Genomic DNA, 12,753 nt, shown 5'->3' with positions numbered 1-12,753 from the left:
GCTACATGGACACCTATTTCGGCATCACCCCCGGCGAGGAAGCAGACAGCGCCCTCTATGACAAGGCCTTCGATGCCGAGGCAGGGTTCAACACGGTGGGTGCGGCGGCCACGGCCAGCTACGACCTGAACGATGACTTCACCTTCCACCTGCGCGGCGGCTGGGACAGGCTGATCGGTGACGCCGCCGACAGCCCGATCGTGCAGGAAGGCAGCGCCAATCAGTTCTACGGCGGCGCCGGCATCAGCTACGAATTCGGCTTCAGCCTGGACTGATCCCGCCGGGGCTCCTCAACCGTCATTGCAAGACCAGAAGGCCATCCGGTTCCTGGGTCTAGAGCGGAGGACGGTCAGTTGAGATCACTTCCCACTTCTCACCGTCATGCCAGCGAAAGCTGGCATGACGGTGAGAAGTGGGAGTTGACGAAATGGTGGGCGATGAGAGACTCGAACTCCCGACATCTTCGGTGTAAACGAAGCGCTCTACCAACTGAGCTAATCGCCCGACGGGTTTGCATTAGCGCCGCGGCGTCCCGCAATCAAGGCAACAAAAAAACCCCGTGCGATTTCTGAGGGCGCACGGGGCTGATGTGATTTGAGTAGTTCTTGAACTATCTCTTCGTGGTCACGTCTCCCGCTACCGTTGGCTTGCCCGATACGCCTTACAATCCCCATCACGCAGCGATTCGCCGGTAACTTCAAGCTTTTGAGACGAATGCCCGATTCCGTGCCCTGCCACGGGCAGGCGCTGCACAAAAAAGGGGCCGCCCGGGAAGGCGGCCCCTCTGTTGCTTCAGGATTGCGCTGATCAGTGCGCGCGGGCCGGGCTTTCGCCGGCCTTGGCAGCGGCCGCGCGGGCGGCGGCGGCTGCCTCCTCGGCCTCCTCATCCCACTGGATGGGCTCCGGCATGCGCACCAGCGCGTGCTTCAAGACCTCGTCCATGCGGGTGACGGGGATGATCTCAAGACCCGACTTCACATTGTTCGGGATCTCGGCCAGGTCCTTCACGTTCTCCTCGGGGATCATCACGGTCTTGATCCCGGCGCGGAGAGCCGCGAGCAGCTTTTCCTTGAGACCACCGATCGGCAGCACGCGGCCGCGCAGCGTGATCTCGCCCGTCATGGCCACGTCCCTGCGGACTGCGATGCCCGTCATCACCGAGACGATTGCCGTGACCATGGCGATGCCGGCGGACGGACCATCCTTGGGCGTTGCACCTTCCGGCACGTGCACGTGGATGTCGCGCTTGTCGAACACCGGCGGCTTCACGCCGATGGTCGCCGCCCGGGAGCGGACGTAGGAGGAAGCAGCCGAGATCGACTCCTTCATCACGTCGCGCAGATTGCCCGTCACCGTCATCTTGCCCTTGCCGGGCATCATGAGGGCTTCGATCGTCAGGATCTCGCCGCCGACTTCCGTCCAGGCAAGACCGGTGACCACACCGACCTGGTCCTCGCGCTCCGCCTCGCCATAGCGATACTTCTGCACGCCCAGATACTGGTGCACCACGTCCGGCGTCACCTGGATCTTCTTCTTCTTGGAGGTCATGATCTCCTTCACCGCCTTGCGGGCCAGCGAATTCATCTCACGCTCCAGGCTGCGGACACCGGCTTCCCTCGTGTAGCGGCGGATCACCTCATAGAGGCCTTCCTCCGTCACCTCGAACTCCTTCGCCTGCAGCCCATGGTGCTCCATGGACTTGGGGATCAGGTGGCGCTTGGCGATCTCGAGCTTCTCTTCTTCCGTGTAGCCCGCGATCCGGATGATCTCCATACGGTCGAGAAGGGCTGGCGGAATGTTGAGCGTGTTTGACGTCGTCACGAACATCACATTCGAAAGGTCATATTCGACCTCGAGATAGTGGTCCATGAAGGACGAGTTCTGCTCAGGATCCAAGACCTCAAGCAATGCCGCAGACGGGTCGCCGCGGAAGTCCATGCCCATCTTGTCGATCTCGTCCAGGAGGAAGAGCGGGTTGGACTTCTTCGCCTTCTTCATCGACTGGATGACCTTGCCGGGCATCGAGCCGATGTAGGTGCGGCGGTGACCGCGGATCTCGGCCTCATCACGCACGCCACCAAGCGACATGCGGATGAACTCGCGCCCCGTCGCCTTGGCAATCGACTTGCCAAGCGAGGTCTTGCCGACGCCGGGCGGGCCTACGAGGCACAGGATGGGCCCGCGCAGCTTGTTGGTCCGGGTCTGCACCGCGAGATATTCGAGGATGCGCTCCTTCACCTTGTCGAGGCCGAAGTGATCGGCATCGAGCACGTTTTCGGCGAACTTGAGGTCGTGCTTGACCTTGCTCTTCTGGCCCCAGGGAATGCCCAGCAGCCAGTCGAGATAGTTGCGCACAACGGTTGCTTCCGCACTCATCGGGCTCATCTGGCGGAGCTTCTTGATCTCCGCATCCGCGCGCTCCTTGGCTTCCTTGGAGAGCTTGGTCTTCTTGATGCGCGCTTCGAGCTCGTCGATCTCGTTCTTCTCGTCGCCGTCGCCCAGCTCCTTCTGAATGGCCTTCATCTGCTCATTCAGATAATACTCGCGCTGCGTCTTCTCCATCTGACGCTTGACGCGCGAACGGATGCGCTTCTCGACCTGAAGAACCGAGATCTCGCCTTCCATCAGCGCATAGACCTTCTCGAGGCGCTGCGCGACGGAGGTCATCTCGAGCAGCTCCTGCTTCTCGGAGATCTTGATGGCAAGATGGGCGGCAATCGTGTCCGCCAGCTTCGAATGGTCGGTGATCTGGGCAAGCGAGGCCAAGACCTCCTGCGGCACCTTCTTGTTCAGCTTCACATAGCTGTCGAACTGGGTTGCGGCCGTGCGCGCCAGCGCCTCGGTCTCGGCTGCTGTGCCGAAGTCCGATGCCAGAACCTCGACCTCCGCCTCGAAGAAATCGGTGCGGGACGCAAAGCCGTGCACGCGTGCGCGGTCGGAGCCTTCGACCAGCACCTTCACGGTGCCATCGGGCAGCTTGAGAAGCTGCAGCACCTGGGCGAGTGTTCCCACTTCATAGACGGCATCGGACGCCGGATCATCATCAGCGGGGTTCTTCTGGGCCACCAGCAGAATGCGCTTGTCTTCGCGCATCACTTCTTCAAGCGCCTTGATGGACTTCTCGCGGCCGACGAAGAGGGGCACGATCATGTGCGGGAAGACCACGATGTCGCGGAGCGGCAGCACGGGAATCGTCTCGTGGCTGCCGGCGGGAGTGGCTGTCTTGCTCATATTTCTTCCTTTCATGGGCCGCCTGCCGTCTGGCGCAAGAATGCCACCAAACAAGGGCGCCCGGTTCTGGGCCTGTCAGCCGCAAATCACTGGGTCACATGCATCTTACGCACAAAACCCGCTGGCGTGCAGCATCAGCGTCGCAATGAGATGTGGAGAGTGCATGAGGAAATTTCAATGCAGCCCCGGCCTGTCCATTCTTGGTCCCCCTCCCCACAAGGGGGAGCGGTGAAAAGTAAACGGCCGGGCACTTGGCCCGGCCATTCCGAAAACGCAATCCAGCCCTTCTCAGGCCGAAACGGTCGCCTTACCGTTCTGCTTGTCGGCGTAGATCAGCAACGGCTTGGCCGTGCCGTCCACCACGTCCTTGGAGATCACAACCTCTTCCACGCCGCTCATTGCGGGCAGGTCGAACATGGTATCGAGCAGGATCGACTCCATGATGGAGCGAAGCCCACGCGCACCCGTCTTGCGCTCGATGGCGCGGCGGGCAATCGCATGCAGGGCCTCGTCCGGGAAGGTGAGCTTCACGCCCTCCATCTCGAACAGGCGCTGGTACTGCTTGACGATGGCATTCTTCGGCTCAACCAGGATCTGCATCAGTGCCGGCTCGTCGAGGTCCTCGAGTGTCGCCACCACCGGCAGGCGGCCGACGAATTCGGGGATGAGACCGAACTTGAGAAGATCCTCAGGCTCCAGCTCGCGCAGCACCTGGCCGGTGCGGCGGTCTTCCGACGAGCGCACTTCCGCGCCGAAGCCCAGGCCCGACCCCTTGGATCGCTGGTTGATGATGCGCTCGAGCCCTGCGAAGGCGCCGCCGCAGATGAACAGGATGTTCGTCGTGTCAACCTGCAGGAATTCCTGCTGGGGATGCTTGCGGCCACCCTGCGGCGGCACGGACGCGACGGTTCCTTCCATGATCTTCAAGAGCGCCTGCTGCACGCCCTCGCCCGACACATCGCGTGTGATCGACGGGTTGTCGGACTTGCGGCTGATCTTGTCGACCTCGTCGATGTAGACGATGCCGCGCTGGGCGCGCTCGACGTTGTAGTCGGCCGCCTGCAGGAGCTTCAGGATGATGTTCTCGACGTCTTCGCCCACGTAACCGGCTTCGGTCAGCGTGGTGGCGTCCGCCATGGTGAAAGGAACATCCAGGATGCGCGCCAGCGTCTGGGCCAGCAGCGTCTTGCCGGAGCCCGTGGGCCCAACCAGCATGATGTTCGACTTCGCCAGTTCCACGTCGTTGTTCTTCTGGGCGTGGTTCAGGCGCTTGTAGTGGTTGTGGACCGCCACCGCGAGCACCTTCTTGGCATGCTCCTGGCCGATGACATAGTCGTCCAGAACTTTCCGGATTTCGTGCGGTGTCGGCACGCCGTCCTTGGATTTCGCCAGCGAGGTCTTGTTCTCCTCGCGGATGATGTCCATGCAGAGTTCCACGCATTCATCGCAGATGAACACGGTCGGGCCCGCAATCAGCTTGCGGACCTCATGCTGGCTCTTGCCGCAGAAGGAGCAGTACAAGGTGTTCTTGCTGTCGCTCCCCGTTGCCTTACTCATAATGTCTCCTCGGACGATTGCTGCATCTTACGCATGCAGTCTTTCACGAAACGTCCCCGCCACCGCAGCGGTTCCGTCCATTGAGAATCCGGCGGCACCGGATCCAAATCAGCAATTCAGCATGGGCAGACATGGTTAATCAAGGATTGATTACCCCGCCGCCCCGCCGGGGCAATGCCCGGTGGAAAACCGTAACACTCACTTCCCCTCAGCCGGAACCGGCCGCTTCTCGATCACCTTGTCGATCAGGCCGAAGGCGAGTGCCGCTTCCGCCGTGAAGAAATTGTCGCGCTCGAGGGCATCCTCGATGGTCTGGTAGTCGCGCCCCGTGTGGTGGACATAGATCTCGTTGAGCCGGCGCTTGAGGCTCTCGACCTCCTTGGCATGGATCAGGATGTCGGTGACCTGGCCCTGGTACCCGCCAGACGGCTGGTGAACCATGATACGGGAGTTCGGAAGCGCGAAGCGCAAGCCCTTCTCGCCCGCCGTCAGCAGGAGCGAGCCCATGGAGGCCGCCTGCCCCATCACTGTGGTGGACACCGGGCAGCGGATGAACTGCATGGTGTCGTAGATCGACAGTCCGGAGGTGACGACACCACCCGGGCTGTTGATATACATGGAGATTTCCTTCTTGGGGTTCTCCGCCTCGAGGAACAGCAGCTGCATGCAGATAGACGCCGCGACATTGTCGTCGATCGGCCCCGTGATGAAGATGATGCGCTCGCGCAGCAGCCTGGAGGGAAGGTCATAAACGCGCTCGCCCCGGCTCTCCTGCTGGATGACGGACGGCCAGAAGGCTCCGGTGGTGAGGAATTCGACGGGATCGCGCATGAAGGTCCTTCGGGATGAATCGGTTTGATGGCTTATCCCCTAGATAGGGGACCCGGCGTGAGGATGGAAGAGGCTTCCCCCAGAGCGTTAATCCCCAGTTGCCGCAGTGTCTGCATTTGCCAGAGGCCGCCCGGCTGGCGCAGAGTGAGGCATTGCCCACAACAATCCTGGTCCCATGGACACTATGATATCCACCGACCCGCTGCCCGGCCACCGGCTGAAGCTGGAGAACATCCGCCGCGCGGCGGGCCTCATCGATCCCGTTTTCCTGAACGCGCCCCAGTTCGACTGCGAACCGCTGAACGAGGCCCTCGCCTGCCGCCTCACGCTGAAGCTTGAGACCGCCAACCCCATCCGCTCCTTCAAGGGCCGGGGTGCGGGCTACCTGATCGCATCGCGCGCAGCCGATGGCCACCTCTCAGGCCGCCGCATCGTGGGCGCCAGTGCGGGCAACTGGGGCCAGGCTCTCGCCTATGCCTGCCGCAGCCACGCCATTCCCCTCACCCTCTTCGCCGCCACCTCGGCGAACCCCCTGAAGGTCGCCCGCATGAAGGCGCTGGGGGCGGAGATGGTGCTGACCGGCCATGACTTCGATGCCGCCAAACAGGCCGGAGAAGCCCACGCCCGCGCGACGGGCGGGTTGTGGGTGGCAGACGGCCTTGACGCGGAAGCCGCCGAAGGGGCCGCCACCATCGCCATGGAGCTGTTGGCGGACGGACCGCAGCCGGATGCCATCGTCGTCCCCCTCGGCAACGGCGCCCTCCTCACCGGCATCGCGCGCTGGGCCAAGGCGGTGAACCCGGGGATCGAGATCATCGGCGTGCAGTCCAGCGGTGCCGATGCCATGGAGAGATCCTGGCGCACCGGCACCCTCGTCTTCCCGCCATCGGTCTCCACCATCGCCGACGGCATCGGCGTCCGCGTCCCCATCGCGGAAGCCGTCGAGGACATGAGGGGCATCGTCGACGACGTGCTGCTGGTGGAAGACACCCAGATCATCACCGCCATCCGCCTCCTGTTCCGCACTGCCGGCCTCCTCGCCGAACCCTCAGGCGCAGCAGGCGTGGCGGCGATCTACGCCCATCCCGACAGATTCAGGGGCCGCCGCGTGGCCACCATCCTCTGCGGCAGCAACTTGACAGAGGAGCAGGTGAAGACCTGGCTGGACTGACGAAACGACATTCCCTTCTTCCGTTCGAAGGATGGGAAAAGGGAGCGCTGTTCGATCCGTATTCCCTTCTCCCGCGCGCCAGCGTGGGAGAAGGTGGCCGACAGGCCGGATGAGGGCCTGTGTCAACATCGGGACTCGCGGAGAAAGGCCCTCATCCCCCCTTCGGGGACCTTCTCCCATCCCTTTGGGACGGGAGAAGGGACTGCACGATAGAAAGCGGCCAAACTCTCAGGTCCGCCCGCTTCAAAACTCAACTCAGCCCTTCTGGCCTCGTAAATGGCATGGTTGGCCAACAAAGGCGATCACAGAAAACGCCATGCAATGTGCTTCGCCCGCCTTGTGCAACAGGGCATAAGCGATATAGGCCCCCCTCACGGTCACGTCGCAGGTCCATGCCAAGAGAACGGTCTTCCCCCGAAGGGTTGGCCCCTGTCCAAGTTGCTGGTGGAAGACACTCAGATCATCACCGCCATGCGCCTCCTGGCAGACCCCTCAGGCGCTGCAGGCGTGGCGGCCATCCTCTGCAGCAGCAACTTGACCGCGGAGCAGGTGAAGACCTGGCTGGACTGACCAAAAGACATTCCCTTCTCCCGCGCGCCAGCGTGGGAGAAGGTGGCCGACAGGCCGGATGAGGGCCCCTTTCGGGCGGCAAGACTCGCGGATAGAAGCCCTCATCCCCCCTTCGGGGACCTTCTCCCATCCCTTTGGGACGGGAGAAGGGGACTGCACAATGAAAAACGGCCGGACCCACAGGCCCGGCCGCTTTAATCCTCACTCCCGCCCGATCAGGCTTCCGACGGAACGTCTTCCTCGTCCTGCACCATCGCCTGGAGTTCGTCCTTGGTGACCGTCTTCTCAGACACAGTGGCCTTGGCGACGATGGTGTCCACCACCTTCTGCTCGAAGATCGGGCCGCGGAGTTCCATCATGGCGCCGGGGTTCTTGCGGTAGTAGTCGATGACCATCTTCTCCTGGCCGGGGAACTGGCGCATGCGGCTCATCAGCGCGTTCTGCAGTTCCTGCTCCGTCACGTTGACGCCAGCCTTCTCACCCATGGTGCCGAGCACCAGGCCAAGGCGCACCCGGCGCGCGGCGATGGCGCGGTATTCCTCGCGCGCGGCCTCTTCCGTGGTGTTCTCGTCGGCGAAGCTCTTGCCCGAGCGGTTCATCTCGCCCGTAAGAGCGTTCCAGATGCCGCGGAACTCGGCGTCGACCAGCTTCTCGGGCAGTTCGAAGGTGTATTCCTTGTCGAGCGCATCGAGCACGTCGCGCTTCAGCTTCATGGCGGTCATCTGGCCGAATTCGGCGCCCATGCGCTCCTTCACCATGTCCTTGAGCTTGGCCAGGTCCTCGAAGCCCATCTTCTTGGCGAACTCATCGTCGATCGCCGCGTCCTTCGCACCCTCGACCTTGGTCAGCTTGGTGGCGAATTCGGCGGGCTTGCCGGCGAGTTCGGCGACACCATAGTCGGCCGGGAAGGTCACCTTCACGGTCAGCTCGTCACCCGCCTTGGCACCGGCGAGCTGCTCTTCGAAACCGGGGATGAACTGGCCGGAGCCGAGTTCGAGCGCCACGTCGTCAGCCGTGCCACCATCGAAGGGGGTGCCATCAATGGTGCCGACGAAGTTGATGGTCACGCGGTCGCCCATGGCCGCAGCGCCGTCCTTGTCTTCGAAACCCTTGGACTGCGCGGCAATGCGCTGCAGCGTTTCCGCGATCTGGTCTTCCGCCACCTCGACGACGTGGCGGGTCAGTTCCAGGCCGGAATGATCCTTCACCTCGAAGTCGGGGATGATCTCGAGGGCCACCGAGAAGGACAGGTCGCCCCTGCCGTCCATGATGGCGTCAACCTCGGCCCGGTCTTCCGGCAGCTTCACTTCCGGCTGGTAGGCGGGCTTGAGCTTCTTTTCTTCCAGCAGCGCCTTGGACTTGGCGTCGATGGTGTTCTGCACCACTTCGGCCATGGCGGACTTGCCGTAGATTCGCTTCAGGTGGTGCACCGGCACCTTGCCGGGGCGGAAGCCCTTGATATTGGCGCGCTTCGACAGGTCCACGAGCTTGGCGTTGAGTTCCTGGTCGAGTTCGGCCTGGTTGACCACCACCTTGTATTCGCGCTTGAGGCCAGCGCTGAGCGTTTCGGTAACCTGCATCTCGTTCCTGCTTCCGTCTGATTCAAATGGCGATGTGGCGCGGAACATACTCGGCGCGTGCGTGGTGCGGGCGGAGGGACTTGAACCCCCACGGGTTTCCCCACAGGAACCTAAATCCTGCGTGTCTGCCAATTTCACCACGCCCGCGCACGTGCAAAAGACCCGGGCCGTTGCAATGGGCGCGGTCTATAGCAGACGGGTTTCCGGTATGCCAGTGAAGAAAGCGAAGGATTGCGCTTCTACCGCCTGGCCGCCAGCACCTGTGCCCATGTGGTGAGCGCAATCCCCGTGGCAACGACCGCGATTCCCGCCCATACCAGCGGCGGATAGCGCTCGCCGAGGAAGGCCACGCCCACCCCCACCCCCACGGCGGCCGCCACATAACCGATTTGCGAGAGGTAGGTGGGCCCGCCCACCGCCTGCAGGCGGAAGAAGGTGAGATACATGACGGTCGACGCCGCCAGCTGTGCCGCCACCAGCCACGGCACCGAGAAGAGCGGCGAGAGGCTCACCCCTCCCCACAGCAGCGCGATGAGGACGAGCGGCGGAACGGCGGCGAGGTTGATTACGGCGCCCAGCCGCATCGGCGCAGCACCCCGGGGCCAGGCCATGCTGCGATAGACATTGCCAGTGCCGAGAAAGACCGGGATCAGCGCCGCCAGGAACAGCCACCGGGACTCACCGCCCTCGAAGCCCGCATGGCGCGCGGCAATGATGATCACCGCGCCGGCAAGCCCCACCGCGATCCCCAGCAGCCCGAACAGCCCCGGCGGCCGTACCTTCAGCAGCATCGACAAGAGCGCCGTGGTGACGGGCGATGTCGCCACCAGAATGGCCACCAGCCCGCTGCCGATATGGGGAATGGCCGCGAAGGTGAGAACCAGCGGAATGACATTGGAAATCATGCCCGAGGTCGCGGCATAGCGCGCCATGCCCGGCACTGCGGGCGACGCCTCGAACAGGCTCGCCGCTGCCAGCACGATGAGGCCCGCCCCGAGGCAGATCACCGCGGCCCAGAGCGCGGGGTTGATCCCCGCCTCAGCCGCCAGCTTGGCAAAGGGAAAGTTGCAGCCGAAGGCCAGCCCCGTCACCAGCAGCAGCGGCAGCGGCCTGTTCACAGCACGTCCAGCAGGGAGTCTGCGGTCAGGCCCCTCGCCCCGTGCCGGTTCGCCGCCTCGCCGTGCCGCCACACAGCGGCGGCGGCGGCCTCGAAGCTGGGCATGCCCTGGGCGAGAAGCCCCGTCACGATGCCTGCAAGAACGTCGCCGGAGCCGGCGGTGGCAAGCGAGGGCGGCGCATTGGCATTGATCCGCGCCCGGCCGTCGGGTGCTGCGATTACCGTATCGGCCCCCTTCAGCACCACAACGGCGCCCGAGATTGCGGCAGCCCGGCGGGCCGCTTCAAGCCTTGAAACACTTTCTTCCATTAATCCACTGAAAAGACGTGTAAATTCTCCAGTATGTGGGGTCATCACCACAGGCCGGCCGGGCACCATCGCGACGAGGCGGAACAGGCGCTCGCTCTCACCCGCGTCAGCAAAAGAGGTCAGCGCATCGGCATCGAGCACCGTTGCGGCCCCGCTCATCATGACCGCATCGACCTTGTCGCGGGTCGCCTCGCCTAAGCCCGCTGCAGGCCCGATCAGCACGGCGTTCTTGCGCCGGTCGGACAGCAGCGTGGCGAGATCAGCATCCGAGAGCATGACGGCGGAAAGATGCGCCGCATGAACAGCCAGGGCCTGCGGGCTTCCCGAAAGCGTCACAAGCCCCGCGCCGCTGCGCAGGGCGGCCAAGGCCGCAAGCCGCGCAGCCCCCGTGTTGAGTGGCCCGCCGGACACCACCACCGCATGACCCCGGCCATATTTGTGGCCGGAAACAGCCGGAGGAGAAACAGGAATTTCCGCGTTTAACCAAGTCTTTGGGCCAATCTCCTGCAACACCGGTTCAGGTATTCCGATGTCGGCCACAACCACCTCGCCGCACAGCACCCGGCCGGGCAGCAGCACATGGCCGGGCTTCTTGCGGAAGAAGGTGACCGTCACATCCGCCCGGACCGAGGCGCCACGCGCGCGCCCCGTCAGGCCGTCAAGGCCGGAGGGCACGTCGACCGCCACCACCGGCACGCCAGCGCCGTTGATGGCGCCAGCAAGTTCCGCCGGAAAATCCTTCGAGAGCCCGGCGCCGAACAGGGCATCGACGATAAGGCGTGCGCCCCCAATGAAGGCCCCGCTCTCCACCTCTCCGTCCCAGAGGGCCGCCATGGCAGCCGCGTCTCCTTTCAGACGGCCGGGGCTGCCCATGAGCGAGAGCCGCACCGGCCAGCCCCAGCGCTTCAGCAGGCGCGCCACCACGAAGCCATCGCCGCCGTTGTTGCCGGGCCCGCACAGCACCAGCACGGGCCGCGCGCCGAAGCGCCGGACGATGTCCTCCGCCACCGCGCGCCCGGCATTCTCCATCAGCGTCAGCGAGGAAACACCCGCCGCCACCGCAAGCGCGTCGGCGCGGTACATTTCCTCCGGGGTCAGCAGTTCAAGGCTCATGGGCCAAGGTTATCCCATCGGAGGCCCTTGCGGAACCAACTGCGCAAGGCGGCGTTCTTATGGGCAATTCCCTCTCCAGAGTTGTCCTGCATGGCCAACATCAACGTCATCGGGTTAAGGGCGGGCTCACGCGGCATCGAGGCTGACCTTTGTTCCCGCCCTTGACCTGCGCCCCCGAAAGGCATGACCTCACCCACAGGCCCAAGATGCAGCGGAGGCTTCCACCATGAACCACCCACCGACAGACGCCGTGAAGATGCTTGCCCGGCGCATCCTTGACATTGGCTATGACGATCTCCCCGCACGAGAGCGCCACGTGATCGAACGGGTGGCGAAGCGGCTCGCCGTCTCGCGTGACGTCAGCAGCAGCTTCGAGGAGGCGCGCAGCTTCGGCGAGCGCCTGTCGGACCGCATCGCCGCCTTCGGCGGCTCCTGGACCTTCATCCTGCTGTTCGCGGGCGCCTTCATTGCATGGATCCTGGTGAACACCGTGTTCCTTGCGGGAGCCGGGCGCGAGGCCTTCGATCCATACCCCTTCATCCTGCTCAACCTCTTCCTGTCGCTGGTCGCGGCCATCCAGGCGCCCATCATCATGATGTCGCAGAACCGCCAGGCGGCGAAGGACCGGCTGCAGGCCAGCCACGACTATGAAGTGAACCTCAAGGCCGAGATCGAGATTATGGCCCTGCACGAAAAAATGGACGAGCTGCGCCAGCAGGACCTGCAACAGCTGCTTCGATCCATCCGCGAAGGTTAAATGCCTTTATTTTAGGCGTATGTGATGTTTTTTAATCACTGACTTCCGCCTAAAATCCAGTCACAGCATCCAAGCTATTGATTTGATTGCCGCCATTACTTGGCACGCTGCATGCAAACACCGTGCTACAAACGCGCGAGGCTGTCAGCAGACATGAAAAAGATCGAGGCGATCATCAAGCCCTTCAAACTCGACGAGGTGAAGGAGGCCCTCCAGGAGGTGGGCCTTCAGGGCATCACCGTCACCGAGGCCAAGGGTTTCGGCCGGCAGAAGGGCCACACGGAGCTGTACCGCGGCGCCGAATATGTCGTCGACTTCCTGCCCAAGGTGAAGATCGAGGTCGTCCTCGCGGACGAGTTCGTGGACCGCGCGGTGGAGGCCATCCAGGCCGCTGCCCGCACCGGCCGCATCGGCGACGGCAAGATCTTCATCTCGAACATCGAGCAAGCCATCCGCATCCGCACCGGCGAGGCCGGTCCGGACGCGCTCTAACCCATCCACCACAGCTCAAAGACAA

The 12,753-nt window shown here is 63.6% G+C and carries 11 protein-coding genes and 2 tRNA genes; 5 read left to right on the top strand and 8 right to left on the bottom strand.

Annotated features, from left to right (window positions below):
• Positions 1-275, top strand: a 275-nt coding sequence (locus ACILRA_RS11400; RefSeq protein ID WP_395662220.1) for a MipA/OmpV family protein, incomplete at its 5' end; no start/stop codon positions are given.
• A 153-nt stretch (positions 276-428) separates the two neighbouring features.
• Here ACILRA_RS11400 and ACILRA_RS11395 read toward each other — a convergent pair.
• From ACILRA_RS11395 to ACILRA_RS11380, 4 genes are all read right to left on the bottom strand, one after another.
• Positions 429-504 (bottom strand) — tRNA-Val (locus ACILRA_RS11395).
• A gap of 303 nt (positions 505-807) precedes the next feature.
• Entirely contained in the window at positions 808-3,231 is a 2,424-nt protein-coding gene (gene lon / locus ACILRA_RS11390; protein ID WP_395662219.1) for an endopeptidase La, read from the bottom strand.
• A gap of 288 nt (positions 3,232-3,519) precedes the next feature.
• On the bottom strand, positions 3,520-4,788 hold the full coding sequence (clpX, locus tag ACILRA_RS11385) for an ATP-dependent Clp protease ATP-binding subunit ClpX (protein ID WP_395662218.1): 1,269 nt from the start codon (positions 4,786-4,788) through the stop codon (positions 3,520-3,522).
• 198 nt (positions 4,789-4,986) lie between these two features.
• Positions 4,987-5,619 carry an ATP-dependent Clp protease proteolytic subunit gene (locus ACILRA_RS11380; RefSeq protein WP_395662217.1) on the bottom strand — a complete coding sequence of 211 codons (633 nt, stop codon included), beginning with the start codon at positions 5,617-5,619 and terminating at the stop codon, positions 4,987-4,989.
• 175 nt (positions 5,620-5,794) lie between these two features.
• Between ACILRA_RS11380 and ACILRA_RS11375 the strand changes: the two genes are divergently transcribed.
• Both ACILRA_RS11375 and ACILRA_RS11370 read left to right on the top strand, forming a co-directional pair.
• Positions 5,795-6,790, top strand: a complete 996-nt coding sequence (locus ACILRA_RS11375) for a threonine/serine dehydratase (protein ID WP_395662216.1) — start codon at positions 5,795-5,797, stop codon at positions 6,788-6,790.
• Positions 6,791-7,234: 444 nt separating this feature from the next.
• Positions 7,235-7,360 carry a hypothetical protein gene (locus ACILRA_RS11370; protein ID WP_395662215.1) on the top strand — a complete coding sequence of 42 codons (126 nt, stop codon included), beginning with the start codon at positions 7,235-7,237 and terminating at the stop codon, positions 7,358-7,360.
• A 215-nt stretch (positions 7,361-7,575) separates the two neighbouring features.
• Here the strand turns inward: ACILRA_RS11370 and tig are convergent, their stop codons facing one another.
• The 4 genes from tig to ACILRA_RS11350 all read right to left on the bottom strand — a co-directional run bounded on the left by tig (position 7,576) and on the right by ACILRA_RS11350 (position 11,479).
• A complete protein-coding gene (gene tig / locus ACILRA_RS11365) occupies positions 7,576-8,940 on the bottom strand; it encodes a trigger factor (RefSeq protein WP_395662214.1) in 1,365 nt (454 codons plus the stop codon).
• Positions 8,941-9,002: 62 nt separating this feature from the next.
• Positions 9,003-9,087 (bottom strand) — tRNA-Leu (locus ACILRA_RS11360).
• Positions 9,088-9,179: 92 nt separating this feature from the next.
• Complete coding sequence (locus ACILRA_RS11355) at positions 9,180-10,058, bottom strand: DMT family transporter (protein ID WP_395662213.1); 879 nt, start codon at positions 10,056-10,058, stop codon at positions 9,180-9,182.
• A complete protein-coding gene (locus tag ACILRA_RS11350; protein ID WP_395662212.1) occupies positions 10,055-11,479 on the bottom strand; it encodes an NAD(P)H-hydrate dehydratase in 1,425 nt (474 codons plus the stop codon). The genes ACILRA_RS11355 and ACILRA_RS11350 overlap by 4 nt, the downstream gene beginning before the upstream one ends.
• Before the next feature lie 226 nt (positions 11,480-11,705).
• Here ACILRA_RS11350 and ACILRA_RS11345 point away from each other — a divergent pair, with 226 nt between their 5' ends.
• Together ACILRA_RS11345 and ACILRA_RS11340 are read left to right on the top strand one after the other, a co-directional pair.
• On the top strand, positions 11,706-12,236 hold the full coding sequence (locus ACILRA_RS11345) for a DUF1003 domain-containing protein (RefSeq protein ID WP_395662211.1): 531 nt from the start codon (positions 11,706-11,708) through the stop codon (positions 12,234-12,236).
• A 153-nt stretch (positions 12,237-12,389) separates the two neighbouring features.
• A complete protein-coding gene (locus ACILRA_RS11340; RefSeq protein ID WP_395662210.1) occupies positions 12,390-12,728 on the top strand; it encodes a P-II family nitrogen regulator in 339 nt (112 codons plus the stop codon).
• Positions 12,729-12,753 lie beyond the last annotated feature (25 nt).

Source organism: Aestuariivirga sp., from assembly GCF_044239095.1.
Classification (GTDB): domain Bacteria; phylum Pseudomonadota; class Alphaproteobacteria; order Rhizobiales; family Aestuariivirgaceae; genus Aestuariivirga.
The sequence above is the reverse complement of the archived record's forward strand: the minus strand, read 5'-3'. Positions and strand labels throughout refer to the sequence as shown.

What these genes read in the sequence shown, in the direction of transcription:
- lon (WP_395662219.1), bottom strand. Translation starts at nt 3,231, where the DNA reads ATGAGCAAGACAGCCACTCCCGCCGGCAGCCACGAGACGATTCCCGTG.
- clpX (WP_395662218.1), bottom strand. Translation starts at nt 4,788, where the DNA reads ATGAGTAAGGCAACGGGGAGCGACAGCAAGAACACCTTGTACTGCTCC.
- ACILRA_RS11380 (WP_395662217.1), bottom strand. Translation starts at nt 5,619, where the DNA reads ATGCGCGATCCCGTCGAATTCCTCACCACCGGAGCCTTCTGGCCGTCC.
- ACILRA_RS11375 (WP_395662216.1), top strand. Translation starts at nt 5,795, where the DNA reads ATGGACACTATGATATCCACCGACCCGCTGCCCGGCCACCGGCTGAAG.
- tig (WP_395662214.1), bottom strand. Translation starts at nt 8,940, where the DNA reads ATGCAGGTTACCGAAACGCTCAGCGCTGGCCTCAAGCGCGAATACAAG.
- ACILRA_RS11350 (WP_395662212.1), bottom strand. Translation starts at nt 11,479, where the DNA reads ATGAGCCTTGAACTGCTGACCCCGGAGGAAATGTACCGCGCCGACGCG.
- ACILRA_RS11345 (WP_395662211.1), top strand. Translation starts at nt 11,706, where the DNA reads ATGAACCACCCACCGACAGACGCCGTGAAGATGCTTGCCCGGCGCATC.
- ACILRA_RS11340 (WP_395662210.1), top strand. Translation starts at nt 12,390, where the DNA reads ATGAAAAAGATCGAGGCGATCATCAAGCCCTTCAAACTCGACGAGGTG.